Source organism: Streptomyces sp. NPDC014861, assembly GCF_043081625.1.
Lineage (GTDB): Bacteria > Actinomycetota > Actinomycetes > Streptomycetales > Streptomycetaceae > Streptomyces.
The window spans coordinates 49,260-75,248 of the sequence record NZ_JBIBWV010000024.1; the positions used below are offsets into that span (position 1 = coordinate 49,260).

The 25,989-nt window shown below is 73.2% G+C and carries 20 protein-coding genes, 4 tRNA genes and 1 other RNA gene; 13 read left to right on the forward strand and 12 right to left on the reverse strand.

Going from position 1 to position 25,989, the window contains the following annotated elements; genetic code table 11:
- Window positions 1-31: 31 nt before the first annotated feature.
- Window positions 32-1,558, reverse strand: a complete 1,527-nt coding sequence (purF, locus tag ACF1BN_RS31420; protein ID WP_351106068.1) for an amidophosphoribosyltransferase — start codon at window positions 1,556-1,558, stop codon at window positions 32-34.
- Between the two features lie 308 nt (window positions 1,559-1,866).
- On the opposite strand from purF, the gene ACF1BN_RS31425 reads away from it, so the two are divergent.
- Window positions 1,867-1,962 carry a putative leader peptide gene (locus ACF1BN_RS31425; RefSeq protein WP_392334978.1) on the forward strand — a complete coding sequence of 32 codons (96 nt, stop codon included), beginning with the start codon at window positions 1,867-1,869 and terminating at the stop codon, window positions 1,960-1,962.
- 207 nt (window positions 1,963-2,169) lie between these two features.
- Window positions 2,170-3,582 carry a sulfatase gene (locus ACF1BN_RS31430; protein WP_392334979.1) on the forward strand — a complete coding sequence of 471 codons (1,413 nt, stop codon included), beginning with the start codon at window positions 2,170-2,172 and terminating at the stop codon, window positions 3,580-3,582.
- Here ACF1BN_RS31430 and ACF1BN_RS31435 read toward each other — a convergent pair.
- Window positions 3,576-4,391: an META domain-containing protein gene (locus tag ACF1BN_RS31435; RefSeq protein WP_392334980.1), complete on the reverse strand. Its 816-nt coding sequence runs from the start codon at window positions 4,389-4,391 to the stop codon at window positions 3,576-3,578. The genes ACF1BN_RS31430 and ACF1BN_RS31435 overlap by 7 nt on opposite strands.
- Window positions 4,392-4,474: 83 nt before the next feature.
- Window positions 4,475-5,263 (reverse strand): sterol carrier family protein, encoded by a 789-nt coding sequence (locus ACF1BN_RS31440; protein WP_392334981.1) that lies wholly within the window; start codon window positions 5,261-5,263, stop codon window positions 4,475-4,477.
- A 66-nt stretch (window positions 5,264-5,329) separates the two neighbouring features.
- On the opposite strand from ACF1BN_RS31440, the gene ACF1BN_RS31445 reads away from it, so the two are divergent.
- Window positions 5,330-5,740, forward strand: coding sequence for a nuclear transport factor 2 family protein (locus ACF1BN_RS31445; protein WP_392334982.1), 411 nt, complete (start codon window positions 5,330-5,332; stop codon window positions 5,738-5,740).
- 270 nt (window positions 5,741-6,010) lie between these two features.
- Here ACF1BN_RS31445 and purL read toward each other — a convergent pair whose 3' ends face one another.
- The 3 genes from purL to purS are packed head-to-tail and all read right to left on the reverse strand — an operon-like array spanning window position 6,011 to window position 9,182.
- Window positions 6,011-8,260, reverse strand: coding sequence for a phosphoribosylformylglycinamidine synthase subunit PurL (gene purL, locus ACF1BN_RS31450; RefSeq protein ID WP_392334983.1), 2,250 nt, complete (start codon window positions 8,258-8,260; stop codon window positions 6,011-6,013).
- A complete protein-coding gene (gene purQ, locus ACF1BN_RS31455; protein WP_392334984.1) occupies window positions 8,260-8,940 on the reverse strand; it encodes a phosphoribosylformylglycinamidine synthase subunit PurQ in 681 nt (226 codons plus the stop codon). The genes purL and purQ overlap by 1 nt, the downstream gene beginning before the upstream one ends.
- Window positions 8,937-9,182: a phosphoribosylformylglycinamidine synthase subunit PurS gene (gene purS / locus ACF1BN_RS31460; protein WP_015035032.1), complete on the reverse strand. Its 246-nt coding sequence runs from the start codon at window positions 9,180-9,182 to the stop codon at window positions 8,937-8,939. The genes purQ and purS overlap by 4 nt, the downstream gene beginning before the upstream one ends.
- Before the next feature lie 365 nt (window positions 9,183-9,547).
- Between purS and ACF1BN_RS31465 the strand changes: the two genes are divergently transcribed.
- The 8 genes from ACF1BN_RS31465 (at window position 9,548) to ACF1BN_RS31500 (ending at window position 14,163) form a co-directional block, all read left to right on the forward strand.
- Complete coding sequence (locus ACF1BN_RS31465) at window positions 9,548-9,889, forward strand: Lsr2 family protein (protein ID WP_392334985.1); 342 nt, start codon at window positions 9,548-9,550, stop codon at window positions 9,887-9,889.
- Window positions 9,890-10,059: 170 nt separating this feature from the next.
- A tRNA-Gly gene (locus ACF1BN_RS31470) sits at window positions 10,060-10,131 on the forward strand.
- An 81-nt stretch (window positions 10,132-10,212) separates the two neighbouring features.
- A tRNA-Gly gene (locus ACF1BN_RS31475) sits at window positions 10,213-10,285 on the forward strand.
- Window positions 10,286-10,425: 140 nt separating this feature from the next.
- On the forward strand, window positions 10,426-11,376 hold the full coding sequence (locus tag ACF1BN_RS31480; protein WP_392334986.1) for an ABC transporter ATP-binding protein: 951 nt from the start codon (window positions 10,426-10,428) through the stop codon (window positions 11,374-11,376).
- On the forward strand, window positions 11,373-12,167 hold the full coding sequence (locus ACF1BN_RS31485) for an ABC transporter permease (protein ID WP_392334987.1): 795 nt from the start codon (window positions 11,373-11,375) through the stop codon (window positions 12,165-12,167). Before ACF1BN_RS31480 ends, ACF1BN_RS31485 begins: the two co-directional genes overlap by 4 nt.
- 24 nt (window positions 12,168-12,191) lie before the next feature.
- Entirely contained in the window at window positions 12,192-13,457 is a 1,266-nt protein-coding gene (locus ACF1BN_RS31490; protein WP_392334988.1) for a sensor histidine kinase, read from the forward strand.
- The gene (locus ACF1BN_RS31495; RefSeq protein WP_351852383.1) at window positions 13,454-14,068 is read left to right on the forward strand and encodes a response regulator transcription factor; all 615 of its coding nucleotides are present in this window, start codon (window positions 13,454-13,456) and stop codon (window positions 14,066-14,068) included. The genes ACF1BN_RS31490 and ACF1BN_RS31495 overlap by 4 nt, the downstream gene beginning before the upstream one ends.
- A gap of 22 nt (window positions 14,069-14,090) precedes the next feature.
- Window positions 14,091-14,163, forward strand: a tRNA-Gly gene (locus ACF1BN_RS31500).
- Between the two features lie 129 nt (window positions 14,164-14,292).
- Here ACF1BN_RS31500 and ACF1BN_RS31505 read toward each other — a convergent pair.
- From ACF1BN_RS31505 to ffs, 6 genes are all read right to left on the reverse strand, one after another.
- Window positions 14,293-15,201: a phosphoribosylaminoimidazolesuccinocarboxamide synthase gene (locus ACF1BN_RS31505; protein WP_392334989.1), complete on the reverse strand. Its 909-nt coding sequence runs from the start codon at window positions 15,199-15,201 to the stop codon at window positions 14,293-14,295.
- Between the two features lie 84 nt (window positions 15,202-15,285).
- On the reverse strand, window positions 15,286-16,746 hold the full coding sequence (locus ACF1BN_RS31510; protein WP_392334990.1) for a N,N-dimethylformamidase beta subunit family domain-containing protein: 1,461 nt from the start codon (window positions 16,744-16,746) through the stop codon (window positions 15,286-15,288).
- A 291-nt stretch (window positions 16,747-17,037) separates the two neighbouring features.
- Entirely contained in the window at window positions 17,038-18,894 is a 1,857-nt protein-coding gene (locus ACF1BN_RS31515) for a hypothetical protein (protein ID WP_392334991.1), read from the reverse strand.
- Window positions 18,895-19,145: 251 nt separating this feature from the next.
- Entirely contained in the window at window positions 19,146-20,396 is a 1,251-nt protein-coding gene (gene purD, locus ACF1BN_RS31520) for a phosphoribosylamine--glycine ligase (RefSeq protein WP_392334992.1), read from the reverse strand.
- A gap of 61 nt (window positions 20,397-20,457) precedes the next feature.
- Window positions 20,458-22,602, reverse strand: a complete 2,145-nt coding sequence (locus tag ACF1BN_RS31525) for a DNA polymerase III subunit gamma and tau (protein WP_392334993.1) — start codon at window positions 22,600-22,602, stop codon at window positions 20,458-20,460.
- A 166-nt stretch (window positions 22,603-22,768) separates the two neighbouring features.
- An RNA gene (gene ffs, locus ACF1BN_RS31530) (signal recognition particle sRNA small type) lies at window positions 22,769-22,867 on the reverse strand.
- Between the two features lie 141 nt (window positions 22,868-23,008).
- Between ffs and ACF1BN_RS31535 the strand changes: the two genes are divergently transcribed.
- Together ACF1BN_RS31535 and ACF1BN_RS31540 are read left to right on the forward strand one after the other, a co-directional pair.
- A tRNA-Ser gene (locus tag ACF1BN_RS31535) sits at window positions 23,009-23,096 on the forward strand.
- Window positions 23,097-23,423: 327 nt separating this feature from the next.
- A complete protein-coding gene (locus tag ACF1BN_RS31540) occupies window positions 23,424-25,874 on the forward strand; it encodes a helicase-associated domain-containing protein (protein ID WP_392334994.1) in 2,451 nt (816 codons plus the stop codon).
- Window positions 25,875-25,989: the final 115 nt, after the last annotated feature.

Sequence of the window (25,989 nt, forward strand, 5' to 3'; positions counted from 1 at the left end):
CGTGTCGGTACTGCGGGTGTGCAGCGGGTTCTCACGGACGACGCAGGGCGTCGGCGGCCGCGGTGGCGGCCGGCCCGGCGGCCAGCTCCGTCTCCAGGAGCTGCTTGCCGAGCAGCTCGGGGTCCGGCAGCTCCATCGGGTACTCGCCGTCGAAGCAGGCCCGGCAGAGGTTCGGCTTGTCGATGGTGGTCGCCTCGATCATCCCGTCGATGGAGATGTACGAGAGCGAGTCCGCGCCCAGCGACTTGCCGATCTCCTCGATCGACATGCCGTTGGCGATCAGCTCCGCGCGGGTGGCGAAGTCGATGCCGAAGAAGCACGGCCACTTCACCGGCGGGGAGGAGATCCGGATGTGGATCTCGGCCGCGCCGGCCTCGCGGAGCATCCGGACCAGGGCGCGCTGGGTGTTGCCGCGGACGATCGAGTCGTCGACGACGACCAGGCGCTTCCCCTTGATGACTTCCTTGAGGGGGTTCAGCTTCAGCCGGATGCCCAGCTGGCGGATGGTCTGCGAGGGCTGGATGAAGGTGCGGCCGACGTAGGCGTTCTTCACCAGGCCGGCGCCGAACGGGATGCCGGACGCCTCCGCGTAGCCGATGGCGGCGGGGGTGCCGGACTCCGGCGTCGCTATGACCAGGTCGGCCTCGACCGGCGCCTCCTTGGCGAGGCGGCGGCCCATCTCCACCCGGGAGAGGTAGACGTTCCGGCCGGCGATGTCGGTGTCGGGACGCGCCAGGTACACGTACTCGAAGACACAGCCCTTGGGCTTCGCTTCCGCGAATCGGGAGGTGCGGATGCCGTTCTCGTCGATCGCGATCAGCTCGCCCGGCTCGACCTCGCGGACGAAGCTGGCGCCGCAGATGTCGAGGGCGGCGGACTCGGAGGCGACCACCCAGCCGCGCTCCAGCCGGCCGAGGACCAGCGGGCGGATGCCCTGCGGGTCGCGGGCGGCGTAGAGCGTGTGCTCGTCCATGAAGACGAGGGAGAAGGCGCCCCGGACCTCGGGGAGGACCTTCGCGGCGGCCTGCTCGATGGTGAGCGGCTTGCCGTCCTCGTCCACCTGGCCGGCGAGGAGCGCCGTGACCAGGTCGGTGTCGTTGGTGGCGGCGACCTGGGTGGCGCGGCCGTCCTTCTTGGGAAGGTCGGCGACCATCTCGGCCAGCTGCGCCGTGTTCACCAGGTTGCCGTTGTGGCCGAGCGCCAGGGACCCGTGGGCGGTGGCCCGGAAGGTCGGCTGGGCGTTCTCCCACACGGAGGCCCCGGTGGTCGAGTAGCGGGCGTGACCGACCGCGATATGACCTTGGAGGGAGCCGAGAGAGGTCTCGTCGAAGACCTGGGACACGAGGCCCATGTCCTTGAAGACGAGGATCTGGGAGCCATTGCTGACCGCGATTCCCGCGGATTCCTGACCCCGATGCTGGAGGGCGTAGAGCCCGAAGTACGTGAGCTTTGCGACCTCTTCACCCGGAGCCCAGACACCGAAGACGCCACAAGCGTCCTGGGGGCCTTTCTCGCCGGGAAGCAGGTCGTGATTGAGTCGACCGTCACCACGTGGCACGTCTTCGAGTCTAGGGGACCCCGACCGCTGGTCCGAATGGGAGAGCGGAGCCCGGGGCGACGCCCGTAGGATCGCACCAAAAGATCGCCACGGGCTTGGAGAGGCCTACAAGGCAGGCGGGGGAAGGGCTCCCGCCGACCGGCCGCCCTCCGATCACCCGCTCGTACCACCCCGGGACACCCTCCGCGATGTGACGCAGAACGCACACACCGCGGGTTTCTCCGGCATTGCGATCACGCGAACTACGCGCGTGGACCCAGGGGTCGGCCGTTGACGTGTCCGGTTCCGTTCGGCGAGGCTCCTGGATCATGCAGCCCCGCAGTGACCGAGCGGTCACCCTCGTCCGGCGCCGGCACGTGGACCTCGTCCGTGTCGCGAGCGCCGGCTGTCGCCGCGCCGCCTGAACCGGCCGGCCCCTCCCGCCGCGCCCGACCGGCCGCACCCTTCCGCCGCGCCCGACCGGCCGCACCCTTCCCCCGCCGCGCCCGACCGGCCGGCCCCCGCCGCTCGCCCCGCCCGCTGCCTCGTCCCCCTCCGCACCCCGCCCCGCGGCGCCGTCCCCCGCCACCGGGACGCGGAGGCGTGCCCGTACGTCCTCCTGGAGAGTCACCATGTCCACGCCCCTGTCCCGCCGGGCCTTCGGCGGTGCCGCCGCCGGTGCCGCCGCGGTGGCCGCCGTCGGCGCCGCCCCCGCCCACGCGGCCCCCGCCCCGGCCGCCGCGCCCGCGGAGCGCCCGGAGCGCGCCTTCCGGGCCGCCCACCCCCGCCGCCACTCGCGGCGCCCGAACATCCTCTTCATCCTGGGCGACGACCTCGGCTGGGCCGACCTCTCCTCGTACGGCTCCCCGCACATCCGCACCCCCCACCTCGACCGCCTCGCCCGCGAAGGCGTCCGCTTCACCGACGCGTACTCCGGCTCCGCGACCTGCTCCCCCACCCGCTTCAGCCTCTACACCGGCCGCTACCCGGGCCGTACGAAGGGCGGGCTCGCCGAGCCGATCGCCGACAGGTCCGTCGGCCTGGAGCCCACCCACCCCACGCTCGCCTCGCTGCTCCGCGACTCCGGCTACGCCACCGCCCTCATCGGCAAGTGGCACTGCGGCTACCTCCCCGACCACTCCCCCACCAGGTCCGGCTGGGACGAGTTCTTCGGCAACTTCGGCGGCGCCCTGGAGTACTACTCCAAGCTCGGCCTCGGCGGCGAGTACGACCTCTACGAGGGCGACGCCGAGTACAAGGACCTCCGCTACTACACCCGGATCCTCACCGAGCGCGCGAGCGAGTACGTGAGCCGCGACCACGAGAAGCCGTGGCTGCTCAACCTCAACTTCACCACCCCGCACTGGCCGTGGATCGCCGACGGCGACGAGGAGGCGAGCGCCGAGATCGTCCGCCGCGTCAAGGCCGGCGACCGCTCCGCGCTCTGGCACCAGGACGGCGGCTCGATCGAGAAGTACAAGGAGATGGTCGAGGACCTCGACCGCTCGGTCGGGCAGGTCCTCAAGGCCCTCAGGCGCTCCGGCCAGGAGCAGGACACCCTGGTCTTCTTCGGCAGTGACAACGGCGGCGAGCGGTTCTCCTACAACTGGCCGCTCGCCGGCAACAAGGGCTCCCTCCAGGAGGGCGGGATCCGCACCCCGTCGATCCTGCGCTGGCCCGCCCGGATCGACGGGGGCCAGGTCAGCGACCTCCCGGTCTTCACCCCCGACTGGACGGCGACCCTGCTGGAGGTGGCCGGCGCCCGCCCCCACCCTGCCCACCCGCTCGACGGCACCAGCCTCGCCGGGCACCTGCTGCGCGGCGCGGAGGTGCCCGAGCGGGACCTCTTCTGGCGGGTCAGGGGCGAGCGGGCGCTGCGCCGCGGCGACTGGAAGTACTACCGGGGCAAGTCCGGCCGCGACCAGCTCTTCGACCTCTCCTCGGACGTCCGGGAGCAGGCGGACCGGGCGCCCTTCGAGCAGGCCAGGCTGGCCGGGCTGCGGAGCGCCTGGGAGCGGATCGACGCGGGGCTGCTGCGCTACTGAGCCGGTTCGGCCCGTGCGGTCAGGCCCTCGCCGGCGCCGTCGGTGAGGGTCAGCGTGCGGTGGTCGACCCGGTAGGAGAGCGGCCCGTCGAGGAGTTCGTACAGCCGGGTCTCCAGGGTCATCCGGGCGCTCTCGCACATCATCCGGGTGGTGGCGGCCGGGCCCTCGACGGTGAGCTTCCGGGCCTTCTCGTCGGTCTTCGCGGTCGCGGAGAAGTTGTTGCAGCCGAGGTTCCCGGTGACCTTGCCGTCGGCGCCGATCACCAGGCGCGCCGTACCCTCCGCGCCCGCCGGGAGGGAGGCCGCGGTGTCGGCGGAGACGAGGCCGTCGATCTTCCAGGTGGTGCCGCGGAGCGGGGCGGAGGGTTCGGCGGTCAGCTCGACCTTCTTCGTGCCGTCCGCGGAGACGAGCGTGAGGGCGCCGTCCTTCAGGGCGCCCTCCAGGGGTCCGGTGAAGGCGGCGAGGAAAGCGGCCTCGAAGCGCTGCCGGTCGTCGGGGCAGCCCATCTCGGTCATCTCGATCGCGGAGACGGTGACCGTGGCGCCGGCCACGGCGACGCCCGCGCCGAAGTGGTTGCAGCCGGTGCTGCCCTGGGCGCGCCCGTCCCGGTCGAAGCCGACGCGGGCCTCGGCGGGCGCCGGCGAACGGCTGCCGTCGACGGTGACCGCGCCGACCGTCCAGTGGGTGCCGGTGAGCGGGAGGTCCGGATCTCCGGCGCCCGCGCTCCCCCCGCCCTCTCCTTGTCCGCAGGAGGTGAGCGCGGCGAGCAGGACGGCGGCGGCGAGGAGGGTGCTGCGCGGCTTCGGCATGCCGATGGGACGCGGGAGGGCCGCGTCGGGTTCCCCCGGCTCGTCCGGCCGGGGGAACGGGCGGTCGGGGACCTGCCGCCGGCTCAGCCCGTCACGGGCAGCAGCCCTGCCAGGTCGGCGCGCTCGCCGCTCGCGGCGATGCGGGCCGCGTCGAGCTCGACCGCCCAGGTGGTCCGTCCGGACGCCAGGCGGATCCAGGTCAGCGGGTCCGTCTCGACGACGTTCGGCGGGGTGCCGCGGGTGTGCCGGGGGCCCTCCACGCACTGCACCACCGCGTACGGCGGGATCCGGACCTCCACCGCGCCGCCGGGGGCCTTCGCCGCGAGGGCGTCCGCGAGCAGCCGGGTGCAGGCGGCGAGCGCCTGCCGGTCGTGGCGGATCTCCGTACCGGTCGCGGCGGCGAGGTCGTCGGCGTGGACGACGAGTTCGACGGTCCGGGTGACGAGGTAGTCGGCGAGCGTCATGGCGCCGAAGCGCGTCGGCAGCAGCCGCTCCCCGTCCGCGCCGGCGAGCGCCTTCGCGAAATCGTCCGCCACGCGCGCGTACAGGCCGGGCAGGTCGGCGGTGTCGAGGGCCCGCACGTCCTCGTCGATCCCGGCGGCGCCGGTCGCGGTGGCCAGGGGCCAGTCGAGCAGGGAGAGTTCGCGGCGGGCGGGCTCGGGACCTTCGAGACCGCGGACGACCGAGCCGAGCGCCATCGTGACGTGGGCCGCCAGCTCCCGCACCGTCCATGTGCCGAGCCGGGTGGGCCGGTCCAGCACCTCCGGCGGAAGGGCGAGCACCGCGTCCCGCACGTGCCCGAACTGGGCGGAGACGGCGGCCCTGATCTTGTCGGGGTCGTAGCTGCGGGTGCGCTTCTTGGCGGGTGGCATGGGCAGAGGCTAACGCCGAGACTTGAAGGAGGGGGCCGACCTCTCACGCAAGGCGGTGGCGGGACCATGACCCATCACGAGCACCCCGACGCGGCCGTGGTGCGCGAGGCGTACGAGGCGTTCAGCGCCGGCGACATGGAGACGCTCGCCTCGCTCATGACCAGCGACTGCACGCACCACGCGCCCGGCGAGAGCCGGATCTCCGGGCACCACAAGGGCCGGGACGAGGTCCTGGGTCTCTACGCCAGGGTCTTCGAGCTGACCGGCGGCACCTTCCGGGTGGAGCTGAAGGGCGTCTACCCCGACGGCAGGGGCCACGTCATGTCCGTGCACACGTGGCACGCCGACAAGGGCGACCGTGGCATCGAGATGGACGGCGGCCTGTTCTTCACGGCCGTCGGCGGCAAGATCTCCGACATCGACGAGTGCGTGGCGGACATCACCGAGACCGACGCCTTCTGGGGTCAGGCCGAGTAGGCGGCGTCCTCGGACACCGAGAAGGTCTCCCCGTTCCGCGGCACGCCGACGCCGCGCCAGGTGAACGGCACGCCGCGGTTCTCGCGGATCCGCCGCCGACGGCGGGGTCCTCTTCACCGGAGCCGTACGCCTCTGCCCACCGGGGAGCGGTACGAGCGGCGGACCGGCGCCCTCGCCGAGGACGTCCTGGAGGAGGGTCCGGTGGAGGCGCTCGCCGACACGGAAAAACCCCCGCCCGAGCGGAGCGGGGGTTCCTCCTACGGCGTGGTCTCAGGCCAGCAGACCCGGGATCGTCGCCTCGTGCGCGGTGCGCAGCTCCTCCAGGGAGAGCGCGAACTCGCCCTGGACGTCGACCGTGTCGCCGTCGACGACGCCGATGCGGGTCGCCGGCAGGCCGCGGGCGCCGCACATGTCGGTGAAGCGGAGCTCCTCGCTGCGGGGGACGGCGACGACCGCGCGGCCCGCCGACTCCGAGAAGAGGAACGTGAAGGCGTCCAGGCCCTCCGGGACGACCAGGCGCGCGCCGTTCCCGCCGCGCAGGCAGGACTCGACGACCGCCTGCACGAGACCGCCGTCGGACAGGTCGTGCGCCGCGTCGATCATGCCGTCGCGGGAGCCCGAGATCAGGATCTCGCCGAGCAGCTTCTCCCGGTCGAGGTCCACGGCCGGCGGCATGCCGCCGAGGTGCTGGTGGATCACCTCGGACCAGGCGGAACCGCCGAACTCCTCCTTGGTGTCGCCCAGCAGGTAGAGGAGCTGGCCCTCTTCCGCGAAGGCGATCGGGGTGCGACGGTTCACGTCGTCGATCACACCGAGGACGGCCACGACGGGCGTCGGGTGGATGGCGACCTCACCGGTCTGGTTGTACAGCGAGACGTTGCCGCCGGTGACCGGGGTGCCCAGCTGGAAGCAGCCGTCCGCGAGACCGCGGGTGGCCTCGGCGAACTGCCACATCACGGCCGGGTCCTCGGGCGAACCGAAGTTCAGGCAGTCCGAGATGGCGAGCGGCTTGGCGCCGGAGGCGGCGACGTTGCGGTACGCCTCCGCCAGCGCGAGCTGCGCACCCGTGTACGGGTCGAGCTTGGCGTACCGGCCGTTGCCGTCGGTCGCCATGGCCACGCCGAGGTTGGTCTCCTCGTCGATGCGGACCATGCCCGCGTCCTCGGGCTGCGCCAGGACCGTGTTGCCCTGCACGAACCGGTCGTACTGGTCCGTGATCCAGGACTTCGACGCCTGGTTCGGGGAGGAGACCAGCTTCAGGACCTGGTCCTTCAGCTCGGCGCCGTCCTGCGGCCGGGGCAGCTTGCCGGCGTCGTCGGCCTGGAGCGCGTCCTGCCACTCCGGGCGGGCGTACGGCCGGTGGTAGGTCGGGCCCTCGTGGGCGACGGAGCGCGGCGGCACGTCGACGATCTGCTCGCCGTGCCAGAAGATCTCCAGACGCTCGCCCTCGGTGACCTCACCGATGACGACCGCGATGACGTCCCACTTCTCGCAGATCTCCAGGAAGCGGTCGACGTGCTGCGGCTCGACGATCGCGCACATGCGCTCCTGCGACTCGCTCATGAGGATCTCCTCGGGCGAGAGCGTCGCGTCGCGCAGGTGCACCTTGTCGAGGTCCACGCGCATGCCGCCGGAACCGGCCGAGGCCAGCTCGGAGGTGGCGCAGGAGAGCCCGGCGCCGCCCAGGTCCTGGATGCCCGCGACGAGCTTCTCCTGGAAGATCTCCAGGGTGCACTCGATGAGGAGCTTCTCCTGGAACGGGTCGCCGACCTGGACGGCCGGGCGCTTGGTCGGCTTGGTGTCGTCGAAGGTCTCGGACGCGAGGACCGAGACGCCGCCGATGCCGTCGCCGCCCGTGCGGGCGCCGTACAGGATGACCTTGTTGCCGGGGCCGGAGGCCTTGGCGAGGTGGATGTCCTCGTGCTTCATCACGCCGATGCAGCCGGCGTTGACCAGCGGGTTGCCCTGGTAGCAGGAGTCGAAGACGACCTCGCCGCCGATGTTCGGCAGGCCCAGGCAGTTGCCGTAGCCGCCGATGCCGGCGACGACACCGGGCAGCACGCGCTTGGTGTCGGGGTGGTCGGCCGCGCCGAAGCGGAGCGGGTCGACGACCGCGACCGGGCGGGCGCCCATGGCGAGGATGTCGCGGACGATGCCGCCGACGCCGGTGGCCGCGCCCTGGTAGGGCTCGATGTACGAGGGGTGGTTGTGCGACTCGACCTTGAAGGTGACCGCGTACCCCTGGCCGACGTCGACGACGCCCGCGTTCTCGCCGATGCCGACGAGCATGGCGTCGTTGGCGGGGGTCTTCTCGCCGAACTGCTTCAGGTGGACCTTGCTGCTCTTGTAGGAGCAGTGCTCGGACCACATGACCGAGTACATGGCGAGCTCGGCGCCGGTGGGACGGCGGCCGAGGATCTCGCGGATGCGCGCGTACTCGTCCTCCTTGAGGCCGAGCTCCTTCCAGGGCTGCTCGCTGTCCGGCGTCTCGCTCGCGTGCTTGACGGTGTCGAGGCTCATCAGGCGTTGACCAGCTTCTTGAGGATCGAGGTGAAGAAACCGAGACCGTCCGTCTTGCCGGTGCCGATCAGCGGTTCGACGGCGTGCTCGGGGTGCGGCATGAGGCCGACCACATTGCCCGCGGCGTTGGTGATGCCCGCGATGTCGCGGAGCGAGCCGTTGGGGTTCACGTCCAGGTAGCGGAAGGCCACCCGCCCCTCGGCCTCCAGCTCGTCGAGGACGCGCTCGTCGGCGACGTACCGGCCGTCCATGTTCTTGAGCGGGACCTCGATCTCCTGACCCTCGACGTAGTCGTTGGTCCAGGCGGTCTCCGCGTTCTCCACCCGCAGCTTCTGGTCGCGGCAGATGAAGTGGAGGTGGTTGTTGCGCAGCATCGCGCCCGGCAGCAGGTGGGCCTCGGTGAGGATCTGGAAGCCGTTGCAGATGCCGAGGACCGGCATGCCGGCCCTCGCCTGCTCGATGATGGTCTCCATCACCGGCGAGAAGCGGGAGATGGCGCCCGCGCGCAGGTAGTCGCCGTAGGAGAAACCGCCGGCGAGGACCACGGCGTCGACCTGCTTGAGGTCCTTGTCGCGGTGCCACAGCGAGACAGGCTCGGCGCCCGCGAGGCGGGCGGCGCGCAGCGCGTCCTGGTCGTCGAGCGTGCCGGGGAAGGTGACGACGCCGATGCGAGCGGTCACGACTCGACCTTCACGACGAAGTCTTCGATCACGGTGTTGGCGAGGAAGGTTTCGGCCATCTCATGGATGCGGGCGAGGGCGGCGTCGTCGACCGGTCCCTCCACCTCCAGCTCGAAGCGCTTCCCCTGACGGACGTCGGCGATTCCGGCGAACCCGAGGCGGGGCAGTGCACGCTGCACCGCCTGTCCCTGCGGGTCGAGGATCTCCGGCTTGAGCATGACGTCGACTACGACGCGTGCCACTGGCACTCCCGGTGGTGTGTTGCGTGGGCGGTTCCCTCAGCGTACCTGCCTCCAAATTCTACGCGGGTAGAGATCTGAAGGATCCTACAAATGCCCAGGCCGGAAGCAGCCCCGCGAGTGATCCACTCCAAACCCCCCGGCACCCCGCCGCACATGAAATGCGAGTGAAATATTGCGGCCCGGATTGCCCCGGGACACGCTGAGACAATTGACAGGGCTTCACAATGCGACGCCCATCGCTGTACAAAGGAATCCGATAGAGAACAACATTGTCCCCGGGCAGCCGGCGGCCTGGTGTCACCGCACGTCAGAGGCACACCCACAGCCCTGGACAGGTGGCGGGCCACAGGAAAGGACCGATATCCGTGGCGCAGCGAGTGGTGGTCACCCTCTCCGACGACATCGACGGCGGAGAAGCGGCGGAAACGGTCGCGTTCGGTCTCGACGGGAAGATGTACGAGATCGACCTGAATGCTGCCAATGCAAAGAAACTCCGCAAGGCCCTCGCGCCCTACCTCGCGGCCGGACGCAAGCAGACGGGCAAGGCGGCGGCCGGAGTGACCGGAACCACCGCGGCGTTCAAGCACACCGCCCTCGCCCCCGACCCGGCGGCGGTCCGCGCCTGGGCCCAGTCCAACAAGATGGACGTGCCGGCCAGGGGCCGCATCCCCAAGCGGGTCTACGAGGCCTTCCGCGAGGCGAGCTGACGGCCTTCGGCGAGCCGGCGGCGCGACGGGCGACGGGCGCCGGGAGACGACCTCCGGCGGCGGGCGGCGCGACGGGCGCCGGGAGCGGATTTGCATTCCACCCCCCATGATCCGCTAGAGTCTGGAACACGCCGAGGGGCAAGGCCGCAAAGCCGAACCTCACGCAGCGTGCGGGTGTAGTTCAGTAGTAGAACGTCCCCCTTCCAGGGGGAAGGCGCAGTGTGCGATCCCTGTCACCCGCTCTGCATCACGGTTACCGACCACTCCGGTGGATCAGGTACAGTGGTGCTCGCACCGCCCGGTGAAAGCCGGTCGGCAGCAATGCGGACGTGGCTCAGTTGGTAGAGCATCACCTTGCCAAGGTGAGGGTCGCGAGTTCGAATCTCGTCGTCCGCTCAGGGTTGAAGGCCCCGGTTCATCGAACCGGGGCCTTCGTCGTTATCCCTCTTTCCGCCCCGCCGCCCATGACATTTGTCAGGCGGAGGCGCTGACAGCACGCACTGTCCTTCCCCCTCCACGGGCGGGAGGCTGGAGCCATGACAGCTGAAGCACCCACCCCGGCCATCGAGGCGACCGACTTGAGCCGCACCTACGACGGCGGCTTCCAGGCGGTGCGCGGCATCTCCCTCACCGTGCCCCGGGGCGAGATCTTCGCCCTCCTCGGCACCAACGGCGCCGGGAAGACCTCCACCGTCGAACTCCTGGAGGGCCTCGCCGCCCCGACCGGCGGCACCGCCCGCGTCCTCGGCCACGACCCGTACCGGGAACGCTCCGCCGTCCGACCGCGCATCGGCGTCATGCTCCAGGAGGGCGGCTTCCCCTCCGACCTCACCGTCGCCGAGACCGTCCGCATGTGGGCCGGCGTCACCAGCGGCGCCCGGCCCGCCGGCGAGGCCCTCGCCGCCGTCGGCCTCACCGGCCGCGAGAAGGTGCGGATCAAGCAGCTGTCCGGCGGCGAGCGCCGCCGCCTCGACCTCGCCTGCGCCCTCCTCGGGCGCCCCGAGGTCCTCTTCCTCGACGAGCCCACCACCGGCCTCGACGCCGAGGGTCGCCGCGACACCTGGGAGCTCGTCCGCTCCCTGCGCGCCGAGGGCACCACCGTCCTCCTCACCACGCACTACCTGGAGGAGGCCGAGTCGCTCGCCGACCGGCTCGCGATCATGCACGCCGGCCGGATCGTCCTCTCCGGCACCCCCGCCGAGGTCACCGCCGCCCAGCCCGCCCGGATCCGCTTCACGCTCCCCGCCGACGTGCCCGCCGGCCGGCTGCCGCTCGGACTGAAGGCCGCCGCCGACGGCGACCGGATCGAGATCCGCACCCACTCGCTCCAGGACGACCTCACCGAACTCCTCGGCTGGGCCCGCGACCAGGGCGTCCGGCTCGACGGGCTCGACGCCCGCTCCGCCTCCCTCGAAGAGGCCTTCCTCGACATCGCCTCCCGCACGGAGGACACCCCCGCCGGCCCGAAGGAGACCGTGACCCGATGAGCGCCACCACCCCCACCACCGGGCGGCCGACCACCACCCTCACTCGGCTCGCCGCCCTCGGCCGCGCCGAACTCACCCTCCTCGGCCGCAACCGCAACAACCTCTTCATCGCCGCCGCCATGCCGCTGCTGATGATCTTCCTGCTGCGGTCCTCGCTCAAGGGCGTCGACGAAGCCACCCTCGGCATCTCGCTCGGCGCCGCCACCCTCATCGGCGGCACCGGCATGGTCCTGCTGCTCGTCGTCTACATGAGCCTCACGTCCAGCCTCGTCGCCCGCCGCGAGGAACTCGTCCTCAAGCGGCTGCGGACCGGCGAAGCCACCGACACCGAGATCCTCACCGGCGCCGCGCTGCCCGCCACCGCCATCGCGCTCCTCCAGTGCGCGATCCTCACCGTCGGCGGCTTCACCCTCCTCGACGCCGCCGCGCCCGCCCGCCCCGACCTGCTCGTCCTCGGCCTCGCCGCCATGATCGCGCTGCTCGGCGGGCTCGCCGCCCTCACCACCACCATCACCCGCACCGTCGAGAGCGCCGGCCTCACCACCCTGCCGCTCTTCCTCGTCTCCTCCTTCGGCTCCGGACTCTTCGTCCCCCGCGACGCCCTCCCCGGCATGGCCGCCGACCTCGCCCAGCTCCTCCCGCTCAGCGGCGTCATGGAGTTCGTCCGGGCCGGCTGGCTCGGCACGGCCCACTCGGGCAGCCTGCTCACCGCCGCGCTCAATACAGTGGCGTGGGGCGTCCTGACGGCATGGGCGGTCCGCCGCTGGTTCCGCTGGGAGCCCCGGCGTTAGCGGGACCGGAGGGAGACGGATCGGATGCCCACGATGACGGGATGGTGGTCACGGCGCAGCGTCGCCGGGAAGGTCGAGCTGTACACCCGCTGGACCTTCCACCTCATGGCTCCGGTCGAACTCGTCGCGCTCGGCGGCCTCCCGCTCAGCCGCGACGAGGACAGCGGGCTCGGCACGGCCGGAGTGATCGGGCTCCTGCTGTGGATCCTGGTCCACTGCGGACTCTGCGTGACGCTCGCCTCCCGGGCCTTCGACCACACCAGCGGCACCCGGCCGCGGCCGGTCCGGCTCGCCGTCGTCCTCGCCGCCGCCACCGTCGTCGCCGACTTCGCGATCATCGGGTTGTGGACGGCCGGCACGCTGCCCGACGCCTCGGTGAACGCCGGCGTCATCGTCGTCACCTCGATCTTCACCGCCGGCGCGCTCGTCCTCTGCCTGGACCGGGTACGGGAGATGGCGGGCGCGGTCCTCGCCACCGCCGTCGCCGCCGCGCTGCCCGTCGCCGTCTTCGGCCACGGCCTGCCCGTCGCCCTGGCCACCCTCCTCGGCATCCTCGTCGGCGGCGGGGGCTACGCCGCCGCCTGCGGCTTCTCCTCCTGGCTGCTCGGCGTCGTCCAGGAGCTGGAGCGCTCCCGCGACCTCAAGGCCCGGCTCGCCGTCGCCGAGGAACGCCTCCGCTTCGGCCGTGACCTGCACGACGTCATGGGCCGCAACCTCTCGGTGATCGCGCTCAAGAGCGAGCTCGCCGTCCAGCTCGCCCGGCGCGGCCGGCCCGAGAGCGTCGACCAGATGGTCGAGGTCCAGCGGATCGCCCAGGAGTCCCAGCGGGAGGTCCGGGAGGTCGTCCGCGGCTACCGGGAGGCCGACCTCCGGGTCGAGCTGGAGGGCGCCCGCGGTGTCCTCGACGCCGCCGGCATCGAGTGCGCCGTCGACGCCCCCGCCCTCGACCTGCCCGCCCGGGTGCAGTCCGCGCTCGGCTGGGTCGTCCGCGAGACCACCACCAACGTGCTGCGCCACGGCGACGCCCGCCGCTGCGCGATCACCCTGCGGCGGACACCGGACGCGGTGCTGCTGACCGTCGAGAACGACGGGGCGGCGGTACGGGACGGGGCCGGCGCCCCCGGACGTACCGGCTCCGGCCTCACCGGACTGCGCGAGCGGCTCGGAGCGGTGGGCGGCACCCTGGAGGCCGGCTTCGCGGATCCGGAGTCCTTCCGCGTCACCGCCCGGGTGCCCCTGGCCGTGCCGGAGCCCGCCGGCACCCGACAGCAGAAGGAGACGGTCGCGTGACCGAGCCCGTACGCGTCCTGCTCGCCGACGACGAGCACCTGATCCGGGGCGCGCTCGCCGCGCTGCTCGCCCTGGAGGACGATCTGATCGTCGTCGCCGAGGCAGCGACCGGACCCGAGGCGCTCGCCATGGCCCGCGCCCACCGGCCCGACGTCGCCGTCCTCGACCTCCAGATGCCGGGGGCGGACGGTGTGACGGTGGCCACATCGATTCGGGACGAACTCCCGGACTGCCGCACGATGATCGTGACCAGCCACGGCCGCCCCGGCCACCTCAAGCGGGCCCTCGCGGCGGGCGTGCGCGGCTTCGCGCCGAAGACCGTGAGCGCCCAGAGGCTGGCCGAGCTGATCCGTACCGTGCACGCGGGAAACCGTTATGTGGACCCGGAGTTGGCGGCCGACGCGATCGCCGCGGGGGACTCCCCGCTGACCGCGCGCGAGGCCGAGGTGCTCGAACTCGCCGCCGACGGCGCCCCCGTCGCGGAGATCGCCCGGCGGGCCGCGCTCTCCCCCGGCACGGTCCGCAACTACCTCTCCTCCGCCGCGGCGAAGCTCGGTGCGGAGAACCGTCACGCGGCCGTGCGTCTCGCCCGGTCGAAAGGTTGGGTATAGTTAGCAGCGCGCTACGGCGCATGCGGACGTGGCTCAGTTGGTAGAGCATCACCTTGCCAAGGTGAGGGTCGCGAGTTCGAATCTCGTCGTCCGCTCAGAAGTCGAAGGCCCCGGTTCATCGAACCGGGGCCTTCGTCGTGTTCCGGGGAGGCGATTTACCGGAGACGGTCGGCGCCGCCGTACGGGCCCCGGTCGGGGGACCCGTACGGGAGGGAGCCGCGCGGCTAGAAGCTGTCGGACCAGGACATGCCGGTCAGCAGCTCGTACGCCTCCAGGTACTTGGCGCGGGTGGCGTCCACGATCTCCCGCGGGAGCGCCGGCGGCGGCTGCTCGCTCCTGCGGTCCCAGCCCGAGGCCGGGGAGGTCAGCCAGTCCCGGACGAACTGCTTGTCGTACGAGGGCTGGGCGCGGCCCGGCTGCCACTGGTCCGCCGGCCAGAAGCGGGAGGAGTCCGGGGTCAGCACCTCGTCGGCGAGGACCAGCGTCCCGCCCTCGAAGCCGAACTCGAACTTGGTGTCGGCGAGGATGATGCCCCGCTCGCGGGCGATGTCCCGGGCCCGGGCGTAGACGGCGAGGGTGGCCTGACGCAGCTGGGCGGCGGTCTCGGCGCCGACCTGGCGGGCCACCTCCTCGTACGAGACGTTCTCGTCGTGGTCGCCGACGGCGGCCTTCGTCGCCGGGGTGAAGATCGGCGCGGGCAGCTCGGAGCCGTCGGTGAGCCCCTCGGGGAGCGCGAGGCCGCAGACCGTGCGGGACGCGTCGTACTCGACCAGGCCGGAGCCGGTGAGGTAGCCGCGGGCCACGCACTCGACCGGGACCATGTCGAGGGACTTGCAGATCAGGGTGCGGCCGGCCCAGTCGGCGGGGGCGCCGGCCGGCAGCTCGGTGGAGAGGACGTGGTTCGGGGCCAGGTCGGAGAGCTGGTCGAACCACCACAGGGAGAGCTGGGTGAGGACGCGGCCCTTGTCCGGGATCTCGGTGGGCAGGACCCAGTCGTACGCGGACATGCGGTCGCTCGCCACCATCACGAGCTCCCCGGCCCCGTTCCGGTACAGGTCGCGCACCTTGCCCGTGTGCAGGTGGGTCAGGCCCGGGACCTCGACGGGCTCGGGCTTTTCTACGAATCCGGACACGGTTCCTCCGCGTAGGTTGATCCAGGAACGGTCCGATTCTCTCGCACGCGCGACCGGGCCCGCCGACCGGGGCGGCGCGCCCGGTCAGTCCCTCTTACAGATGCGGTCGAGGAGGTTCGCGGTGGCGCGCTGCACACGGGAGTCGACATGGCCCGGCCGGTCCAGCGCCGGCGACCAGGCGAAGGTGCCGGAGGCGAAGACCCAGGCCCCCGAGGGCGCCCGGTAGAGGCTGGTCTCCTGATGGCGCAGCACGCCGTCGCCGTCCCGGTAGGGCGAGTGGGTGAGCAGGATGCGGCTCTCGTGCTCGGGGAGCGCGGTGCGGGGGAAGTAACGGTCCGCCTCGCCGGCGACGAGGCCGGGGAGTTCGTCGCCGTCGCCGGCGCCGGTCGCCTCCCAGAGCCAGTGCTCGGCGTTCCGCACGACCAGCGGATGCGGTTCGGGCACCCGGCCCGCGTACTGGATGCCGAGGAGCTGCTGCTCGGGACGGTCCACCTCGCGCCAGAGCGCGGGCCGGCCGGGTCCGCGGCGCTTGCGGCAGGTGAGCAGCCGGTCCGGCACGCCGGACGGCGAGGGGCCCAGGTCCACGTGCCAGTACATGGTGTTGGCGGAGAGGAAGACGAGCGAGGTGCCCTGGTCGCGGGCGCGCTCGGCGGCCTTGCGCATCGGGGCCGACCAGTACTCGTCGTGGCCGGGGAAGACCAGGCCCCGGTAGCGGGTCGGGTCGATCCGGCCGGCGTGCAGGTCGCGGGTCTCGGCGTAGGCGAGGTCGTAGCCGTACCGCTCCGCCCAGCGGATGAAGTCGTAGGCGTGGCCGACGTGCAGGGGCAGCCCCGCGCCCGCGTACGGCCGGTCGAAGGAGACGGTGAGGGCCGCGTCCTCCTCGCCGAGCAGCCGGCCCTCCTCATCCCAGGCGTGGTAGAGGCTGGCGCCGGTGCGGCCGTCCTCCGGGTAGAGGTTGTACGCCTGCCAGGTCACGTCCGGGAGGACGAGGAGGAGGTCCGCCGGGTGGGAGTCGCGGACGGTGAAGGGGATGTGGGAGCGGTAGCCGTCGGCGGTCGTGAGGACGGCGACGTACGCGCCGATCGACCAGTAGCTCGGCACCTGGAGCCGCCAGGACTGCCACCAGTGGTGGCAGGAGACCGTGCGGTCGGCGGTGAGCGGGGGCGGCTGGACGATCCCGGAGAGCCGGGGGCTCGTGGTGATCTTCGCGGCGCCGTCGCCGCCGTAGTGGCCGATCCGGTAGACGTCGACCGAGAACGGCTGCGGAGGGTCCACGGTGATGTGGAAGTCGATCGACTCGCCGGGCGCCACCGCGCCGCCGGAGGCGAAGCCCTTGATCTGCCGGCGCACGTCGTCGGCGGTGCGGGGACCGCCGGCGCCGCCGCGGGCCAGGGTCTCGTCGGCGTACCAGGGGACCATCTGCCCCGTGTCGTCGAAGTAGTTCTCCGAACCGCGCAGCCAGGGCAGCGGGCCCTGGCCGAAGGGATCGGAGACCGCGTGCGCGAGCGCGCCCGACTCCCAGCGCCTGATCTGTTCCGCCCCCATGACGCGCCCCTCCTCGACTCCCCCGGTCAGTACCGCCGGCGCCTGCCCGCGGATGGTGCCCCTGTGCGGTGCCGCCGCGCGGTGCCGGTGTGCGGTGCCCCGGTGCGGTGCCTCCGCCCGGTGCCCGTGTGCGGTGCCTCCGCCCGGTGCCCTTGCGCGGTGCTTCTGTCAGTGCCGGTCTCCAGCACATCACATAACGCACGCGCTCCGTCACCGTTCGTCGTGAAATCGATGAAGGTGGAACACGACCCTCCGGTAGCGGTGGCACGGTGCCCCGTCGGCCGGAGGGCGTCAGACGAGACGCACGGGCTTCTCGGGGCGTACGCCGGTGGCGCTGAGCCAGGCGCGCAGGGGGGCCGGGTCGCCCTCCTCGACCAGGGCGGACACGCGCGGCCCGAGGTCGGCCGCCCGCTCCCCGTCGACGAGCAGCGCGGGCCCGTCGAGCCAGTCCAGGCCGGGCGCGGCACCGGTGGTGTCGACGGCGGCGCAGCAGACCAGCGCGGTCACGTGGTCGGCGAGCAGGTCCCGGCCGGTACGCGGCGGAAGCAGCGGAGCGAGCGGCCAGGGTCCGTCGGGGCCGGTGAACCCGGCGAGTGCGCCGCCGGCCGGGGTGAGGGCGGCGACGCGGGCCTCCCGCTCGGCCTCCTCGCGCGCCACCTGGGCGCTGAGCGCGGCGGCGAGCACGTCGGCGGCGGGATTGCCGGTCTCGTACCCGTCCTCGTCCTCGCCCTCCGCCGGGTGTCCGGCCTCCTCCAGGCCGGGCGGTACGACGGGCCGGTCGTCGTCCTCCCACGGGTCGCCGGGCTCCGGCGGGCGGCCGGGGAGCGACGCGGCCGTGAGGTGGCCGAGGAGGCGGGTCAGGGTCGGGCCCTCGGGGGTCCGGGGGGCGGTACGCGCCGCCAGCCGGTCGAGGACGTCGTGGAGGCGGGCCGCGTCCGCGCGCCACTTCCGGTCGACGACCTCCTCCGGGTACCGGCTCCACTCGACCGGGGCCCAGTCCTGGCCGGGCTCGGCGGGGGCGCCGTGGAAGAGCCGGGCGGCGAGCAGCGAGGCGGCCTCGTCGACGACGCCCGGCTCCTCCAGCAGGTCGCATGCCGGGCGCTCGCCGAGCCGGGACGAGAAGCCCTCGGCGAGGCGGTCGCGGTTCGACAGCTCGGTCAGGGCGGAGACCACACCCGCGTCGAGGCGGGACGGCCAGCGGCCCATCCGCCAGGCGGGCAGCGCGACCCGGGTGAGGAGCCGGTCCCAGCCCGCGTAGGCGAGGCCGACCTGCTCCTGGGCGACGATCCGGGCCCCGTGGTCCACGGCCTGGGCCCGCTCGGATCCGGCGGCGGCGACCCCGCGCTCCATCTCGGCCGCGTGGGTGCCGCAGGCCCTCAGCAGCAGCCGGGCGACGTGGGCGACGCCCCGCGCGCCCCACCGGCGCACCGGGCCGAGGCCGGGCTCTCCGGGGACGGCGACGGCCGCGTCGAGCCCGCGGACGAAGCGGCGGGCGGCGGCTATGTCGGGGTCGGCGGCCGGGCCCGTGCCGGCGACGACCGGGGCGAGGACCGCGCGCAGCTCGCCGACGCGCATCCACCACAGGAAGGGGGAGCCTATGACGAGGACGGGGGCACCGCTCGCGCCTGTGCCCCGGCCCGCTCCGGGCGACCGGCCGGCCCCGGTCGCCGCCGACGCCCCGGCCCGGGCGTGGGCCGGGTGGGAGCGGTCCTCCAGCCAGCTGTCGCAGTCCGGGGTGAGGGCTATCGCGGAGGGCGCGGGCACGCCGAGCCGCTCGGCCAGGTCCCGTACGAGGCGGTGCAGGTCGGGGGCGGCGGTCTCGGTGAGCTCCACCGTCGGCGTGACGGCCGGGCGGGCGCGGGCGACGACGAGGGCGACGGCCGCGGCGGCGAGGAGGACGAGGACCGCGAGGACGGTGACGATCCAGCGGGCGGTGGTCCAGCCCGTGCCCGTGAAGTGGTCGGTGGCCTCGCCCGCGTACAGCACGACGGCGACGGCCGCGGGGAGGATGGCGGCGCCGAGCGCACGCCCCCGGACGCGGAGGACGGCGAGGGCGCGGGAGCGCGCGGCCCGCACGCCCCACTCCTCGCCGAGGCCGCTCTCGCTGCCGCCGTTTCCGAAGCCGCTGCCGGACACGCCGTACCTCACCCCCTCTGCCTGTCCTCGACGGGACTACCCGTGGTGGTGTTGCTCACTCCCCCACTGTGGCACCCGGCACCGACACCGCAATGCCGGTGGGCCAAGTGCCGGAACGCCTGCGCCGCACCCTAGTTGGGGCGTCGGCGGCAGTCATCCAGATGGGCGAGTCGTCACCCGAACGAATGGCTTTGGGTAAAGGTGGCGCCGATGGCGCGGCCGTGCGCTTGACTGCGCGGCCGCGCCCGTACTCCCGCTCCGGGTCAGGCCCCGGCGGCCTTGAGCGCGATGTCCTTGCGGTGCTGGGACCCGTCAAGGCGGATGCGGCCGACTGCCGCGTAGGCGCGCTCGCGGGCCTGGGCCAGGTCCGAACCGGTGGCGGTGACGGAGAGCACCCGGCCGCCGGCGCTGACGACCGCGTCGCCGTCCCGCTTCGTGCCCGCGTGGAGCACGTACGCGTGCGGGGCGTCCTGCTCCGCGACCTCGGCGAGGCCCTCGATCGGGTCGCCGGTGCGCGGGGTGTCCGGGTAGTTGTGCGAGGCGACGACCACGGTGACGGCGGCGTCGTCGCGCCAGGCCAGCGGGGCCTGGTCGGCGAGGGTGCCTTCGGCCGAGTGCAGCAGGACGCCCGCGAGCGGGGTCTTCAGGCGGGCCAGGACGACCTGCGTCTCGGGGTCGCCGAAGCGGGCGTTGAACTCGATCACCCGCACTCCGCGGCCGGTGATCGCCAGACCGGCGTACAGCAGGCCGGAGAAGGGGGTGCCGCGGCGGCGCAGCTCGTCGACGGTCGGCTGGAGGACGGTCTCCAGGACCTCGACGACCAGCTTCGGGTCGGCCCACGGCAGCGGCGAGTAGGCGCCCATGCCGCCGGTGTTGGGGCCCTCGTCGCCGTCGAGCGCGCGCTTGAAGTCCTGCGCGGGCTGGAGGGGGAGGACGGTGGTGCCGTCGGTGATCGCGAAGAGGGAGACCTCGGGGCCGTCCAGGTACTCCTCGATGACCACGCGGTCGCAGGCGAGCGCGTGGGCGCGGGCCGCCTCGACGTCGTCGGTGACGACGACGCCCTTGCCGGCCGCCAGACCGTCGTCCTTCACGACGTACGGGGCGCCGAAGGCGTCGAGGGCCTCGTCGATCTCGGCGGGGGTGGTGCAGACGTAGCTGCGGGCGGTGGGCACCCCGGCGCCGGCCATCACGTCCTTGGCGAAGGCCTTGGAGCCTTCGAGCTGCGCCGCCTCCCGGGAGGGGCCGAAGACCGGGATCCCGGCCGCGCGGACGGCGTCGGCGACACCGGCGACCAGCGGGGCCTCCGGGCCGACGACGACCAGATCGGCGCCGAGGCCGGTGGCGAGCGCGGTGACCGCGCCGCCGTCCAGCTGGTCGACGGGGTGCACCTCCGCCACCTCCGCGATTCCGGCGTTGCCGGGCGCGCAGTGCAGAGCGGTGACGTCGGGATCGAGGGAGAGAGAGCGGCACAGGGCGTGTTCGCGGGCGCCGCCGCCGATGACGAGGACCTTCACGCCAGCCAGGGTAGCCCGCCGGCCGGGAGCGGCCTTGTGCGGGCCACCGAGCGAGACGGCCCTAGTCGTTCGTGTATTCCTCCACAACGGTCGCGCCGAGCTCGCGCACGATCAGCTCCCGCCCGGAGAGCGCCGACTCCACGAGGTCCGGGTCGTCCTCCTCCGGCACGTCGTCCTCGGGCGCCACCGGCTGCGGCCGCGGCTGTGCCTGCGGTACGGGGGCGGGCGCCGGGGCCGGCGCGGGCGCGGCGGCCTGCGGGGCGGGCGCGGAAGGCGCGGAGGCGGGCGCGGGCGCCGCCGGGGAGGGGGCGGGCGGGGGCGTGGACGGACGGCCGAAGCCGCCTCCGCCGCCGCTTCCGCTTCCGCCGGAGAAGCCTCCGCCTCCGGAGAAGCCCCCCGCGCCACCGCCTCCCCCGCCGGAGAAGCCCCCGGCGCCGGGCGGGGGCGCGGAGCCGCCCGACGGGTCGACGATCGCCTCGACCTTCCAGTGCACGTTGAACTGCTCGGCGAGCGCGGCCTTGAGGACGTCCTCGCTCCCGCTGCTCGCGAAGTTGTCCCGCGCGCCGGCGTTGAGGAAGCCGAGCTGGAGAGTGGTGCCGTCGAAGCCGGCCACCTGCGCGTTCTGGCTCAGCAGGATCCAGGTGAAACGGCGCCGGTTCTTGACCGCTTCGAGGATGGACGGCCACATGTTCCGCACCTGGGCGGCACCGGCGGCCATGTCCCCGGAGGGCGCGCCGGCCTGCGGCTGCTGCGGCTGGGCCTGCGCCTGTACGGGAGCGGGCGCGGGCGCGGCGGGCTGGGGCGCGGCGGTCGGCCAGCCGCCGGGCCGCGCGGCCCCGGGCCAGGCCCCCGGGCGCGCGGCGTCGGACGGCGCCTGCGCGGGCGCCGGGGCGGGCGCGGCAGCCGGAGTGGGCGCGGGGGCGGACTGCTGCGGGGGCGGCGGCGGGGCCATCGGCGTATGGGCGTCGGGCCCGGGGACGTACCCGAGCGGCGGTCCCGCGGGCGGGGCCGGCGTGAAGACGGGCGCGGCGGCCGGCGGCGCGGCGGCGGCCCCGCGCTCCAGCCGGTCGAGGCGGGCGAGCAGCGACCGCTCGTCGTCGAAGGCGGCGGGCAGCAGCACGCGCGCGCAGATCAGCTCCAGCTGGAGGCGCGGCGAGGTGGCTCCGCGCATCTCGGTCAGCCCGTCGTTCACGAGGTCGGCGGCGCGGCTGAGCTCGGCGGCGCCGAACACGGACGCCTGGGCCTGCATCCGCTCCACCACGTCGGCGGGCGCGTCGATGAGCCCCTTCTCCCCGGCGTCGGGCACGGCGGCCAGGATGACGAGGTCCCGCAGCCGCTCCAGCAGGTCGGCGACGAACCTCCGGGGGTCGTTCCCGCCCTCGATGACCCGGTCGACGACCTCGAAGGCCGCCGCGCCGTCACCCGAGGCGAAGGCGTCCACGACGGAGTCGAGCAGCGACCCGTCCGTATAACCGAGCAGCGAGGTCGCCATGGCATACGTCACACCCTCCTCGCCGGCACCGGCGAGGAGCTGGTCCATCACGGACATCGAGTCACGCACGGACCCGGCACCGGCGCGCACGACGAGCGGCAGCACCCCGTCCTCGACGGGGATCCCCTCCCGCCCGCACACCTCGCCGAGGTACTCGCGGAGCGTCCCCGGCGGCACCAGCCGGAAGGGATAGTGGTGGGTCCGCGACCGGATGGTCCCGATGACCTTCTCGGGCTCGGTCGTGGCGAAGATGAACTTGAGGTGCTCCGGCGGCTCCTCGACCACCTTCAGCAGGGCGTTGAACCCCGCCGAGGTGACCATGTGGGCCTCGTCGATGATGTAGATCTTGTACCGGCTGGACGCGGGCCCGAAGAACGCCTTCTCCCGCAGGTCACGAGCGTCGTCCACACCACCGTGCGACGCGGCGTCGATCTCGATGACGTCGATCGACCCCGGCCCGTTGCGCGCGAGGTCCCGACAGGACTGGCACTCCCCGCAGGGCGTCGGCGTGGGCCCCTGCTCACAGTTCAGACACCGCGCCAGGATCCGCGCGCTGGTCGTCTTGCCACACCCGCGCGGCCCGCTGAACAGGTACGCGTGATTGACCCGGTTGTTCCGCAGGGCCTGCTGCAACGGGTCGGTGACATGCTCCTGCCCGATGACCTCGGCGAAGGACTCGGGGCGGTAGCGGCGGTACAGCGCGAGAGACGACACGTATACGAGGTTATAGGCGCCCGCCGACAACCCGGGAAAGGCGGGAGGGGGCGGGGCGGGAGCGGTGCGGCGCGGGCGGGGCGGAGTGCGGTCGCCGTGCGGGCGGGGGCGGCGTACGGCGGCGGGGGCCATGGCAGGGGCGGCTCCGCATCCCCCGCGCTCCGGGAACGCAAGCGCCCCCCACGCACCCGCCAGAGCCGACCTACCCTTGCTGCCTTCCGGCCCTGGGGGAGTTCAGTCAGATAGCGCCGCGTGAGGGGCTCCGCCCAGCGTACCCGATCCGCGCCCCTCTCCCGACCCCCTCCCCCGCACTCCTCCCCGGCCCCTCCCCACCTCACCGATCACGCGTCGACCGCTCGGCGATCACGTTCGCGAGCACCCTCCGCGGTCATGTAATGTTCTCCACGGAGGATTCGCCTAGAGGCCTAGGGCGCACGCTTGGAAAGCGTGTTGGGGGCAACCCCTCACGAGTTCGAATCTCGTATCCTCCGCCAGTGCCTCACCGGGCACGTTGTCGATGGGCCCCACCGTTCGCGGTGGGGCCCTTCGACGTTCCCCAGCCTCCGTTGTCCTGGTCTTTGTCCACAACGGTCTTTTCCTGGGCCCCAGATCGCCGCACCGATCTTCCGGGCCACTTCCTTCAGGAGATGGCCGGGGACGTGAAGGTACCGCGCGCGCATCCTTGCCCGGTCGAGCGGCTCGCCTTCAGGGGTGAACCCTCACGTACGCCACCTGCGGCGGCCAGGATTGCACCATCCTTGATCCGCGCACGGGCCGAATCCGGTCCGCTCGTGCGATCCCGATCTCGCGAGGTGTTCCCTGTGACGTCCCGGTCCGCGCTGACGGCCTGGTTGGCCGGCCTCGAGGCCCCGCAGCTGGTGCGTGCGCTCACCCTGCGGAAAGACGCCTCGGCTCCCCCCGAGCCGCGCTCGCTGGACGAACTGGCGGAACGTCTTCTGCGGCCGGGCTCGGTGGCACTCGCCCTGCCACAGCTCCCACTGCCGTGCCTCCAGGTGGCCGAGACCCTGGCCGCCTTGGGGACGCCCATGTCGCGCGGCGCTCTGGCGAAGGCGCTGGGAGCGACGGCACCCACCGCCGCTCGGGAACTCGACGCCGTGCTGGAAACTCTGGCCGATCATGCGCTGGTCTGGCCCGATGGCGACGGAAGGCTCCGCATGGCCACGCCCTTGCGACAAGCCTGGGAAGCGCCCTTGGGTCTTGACGCTCCGTTGGAGGAGCTCCTGGAGGGTCTGATCTCCGAGGAGCTGCGCGGCATGCTCGTCGCGCTGGGCGTCAAGCCGCCCGGCACCAGGCAGCAGCGCACAGCCGCCGTCCTGCACCACCATGGCGATCCGGAACGCATCGCCTCCGTGGTCGCGAAGGCTCCTTCCTCCGCCCGCAAGCTGCTCGAACACCGAGCGAGGTCCGCACCGCGGCACACGGAGTTCATCGTGTTCGGGGCTCCCGAGCCCGATTCCCGGCCGGGCGAGCGATGGGCCCTCGACCGGGGCCTGCTGATCCGGAACCGCCACGGATACGGGCCCGCCCGCATGCCCGTCGAAGTGGCGCTCGCACTCCGCGGCCCCGACTGGCATGCCCCGTTCGAGCCTGTACCGCCTGCCGCAGAGATGGTGTCCGTAGCCGCGGCCGAGGTGGAACGGGAGTCAGCGGCAGCGGCTACGGGCTTCGCGGCCCACGCCGCCGCGGTCCTGTCGGTCTGCTCGTCGACTCCCCCGGCCCGGCTGAAGTCCGGTGGAGTAGGGGCACGTGAACTGGGCCGGATCAGCAAGGCCGCACAGGCCGATGACGCCGTGGTGCGCATCGTCCTGGAGGCCGCGTACTCGGTCGGGCTCATGGCCGCGGACGGCCCCCGCGTCGCGCCCACCGAGAAGTACGACGCCTGGGCGGCGCAGGAACCCGCGACGCAGTTCGCCGTACTGCTTCAGGCATGGTGGAACCTGGCGCTCACGCCATCCCAGTCCCGCGATGAGGACGACAGGGCACTCCCCGCCCTGGCCGGAGCGCCTCCCTGCGACGGCTGCCTGCAGGCACGCAGGGGACTCCTCACCGCTGCGGCACGGCTCCCGGAGGGGCTGGGCGCGCGGGTCGCCACGGATCTGGGCCCGCTCGTGGCCTGGCATCGTCCGCTCGCTCACCTGTCATTCCAGGATGAGGCGCCCTTCACCACCGCGGTCCGCGAGGCCGAGCTGCTGGGTGTCATCGCCCGGGGCTCCCTCTCCCCGCTCGGTGCGGCTCTGCCGGCCGGCAACGCCGAGGTTCTGGCCACCGAGTGCCGACGGCTGCTGCCGAAGGCCACCGGCACAGCCCGGCTCGGCAGCGATCTCACGGCCGTCGTCAGCGGCACGCCCGCGGCGAGCCTCGCCGAGCTCCTGGACGCGACCGCGGACCGGGAGACCCGCGGGACGGCCTCGGTATGGCGGTTCAGCGCCGGCAGCATCCGACGGGCCCTGGACGCCGGCCGCGCTCCGGACGAGGTCTCCGCCGAGCTGGCCGTCATCGCCGAGGGGCCTCTGCCACAGCCCCTGTCCTACCTCATCGCCGATGCCGCACGCCGTCACGGCCGTGTGCGCGTCGCCCCCGCCGCCTGCGTCATCCACGGCGACGAGCCGTCCCTCCTGGCCGAACTCGCCGCCCACCGAGGGCTCTCGCCACTCGGGCTGCGGCAGCTCGCCCCGACGGTGCTCGTCGGCACCGGCACACCTGACCAGACCCTCGCCGCGCTCCGGGACCAGGGTTATGCCCCCGTCGCCGAGGCCCCGGACGGGACCGTACGCGTCGAGAGGGTCCCGCCCCGGCGGGCCACCGCCGTTCCGGCCCCACGGAAGCCGTCCGTGAAGACCGGCGGCCGACTCGCGACGCACAAGGCAGCGGAGGTGTCGGGGGGCATCGACTCACACGCTGTGGCATCCCGACTGCTGGCGGCCCCGCCCTCCCTCCCGGACCCCGATCCCTTCGGCGCCGGAGGCCCCTTCGGAACGGACACCGAGGAGATCGTCGCCTGGTACGCGAAGCAGCTGACGTACGCCGACGTACGCCAGCTCGGCCACGCCCTCGACGCCGGCACCGCCATCGCGATCGCATACGTCTCCGCCTCGGGCAGCCGCACCGTGCGCACCCTCAGCCGCCTCGAACTCGACCCGCCCTACCTCGAAGCCTGGTGCCACCTGCGTGAAGCCGAACGAGTCTTCACTCTGTCCCGCGTCCACAGCGTCATGCCGACGGACATGCCTGAGGCACGGAGCGAGTGGTGACCGGTGGGAGCGTCACTGTTCGCGCGAGGTGCTGGAGAACCGGCCGGAGGCTGCGTGCGGGCACGTCGGTGACCATGCGGAAGAACCCGGCCCCGTTGACCCCCGACCCTCGCCC

Coding starts and splice junctions, on each gene's coding strand:
- ACF1BN_RS31490 (WP_392334988.1), top strand. CDS start 12,192: ATGCCCACGATGACGGGATGGTGGTCACGGCGCAGCGTCGCCGGGAAG.
- ACF1BN_RS31430 (WP_392334979.1), top strand. CDS start 2,170: ATGTCCACGCCCCTGTCCCGCCGGGCCTTCGGCGGTGCCGCCGCCGGT.
- ACF1BN_RS31510 (WP_392334990.1), bottom strand. CDS start 16,746: ATGGGGGCGGAACAGATCAGGCGCTGGGAGTCGGGCGCGCTCGCGCAC.
- ACF1BN_RS31435 (WP_392334980.1), bottom strand. CDS start 4,391: ATGCCGAAGCCGCGCAGCACCCTCCTCGCCGCCGCCGTCCTGCTCGCC.
- ACF1BN_RS31445 (WP_392334982.1), top strand. CDS start 5,330: ATGACCCATCACGAGCACCCCGACGCGGCCGTGGTGCGCGAGGCGTAC.
- ACF1BN_RS31440 (WP_392334981.1), bottom strand. CDS start 5,263: ATGCCACCCGCCAAGAAGCGCACCCGCAGCTACGACCCCGACAAGATC.
- ACF1BN_RS31480 (WP_392334986.1), top strand. CDS start 10,426: ATGACAGCTGAAGCACCCACCCCGGCCATCGAGGCGACCGACTTGAGC.
- purL (WP_392334983.1), bottom strand. CDS start 8,260: ATGAGCCTCGACACCGTCAAGCACGCGAGCGAGACGCCGGACAGCGAG.
- ACF1BN_RS31485 (WP_392334987.1), top strand. CDS start 11,373: ATGAGCGCCACCACCCCCACCACCGGGCGGCCGACCACCACCCTCACT.
- ACF1BN_RS31425 (WP_392334978.1), top strand. CDS start 1,867: ATGCAGCCCCGCAGTGACCGAGCGGTCACCCTCGTCCGGCGCCGGCAC.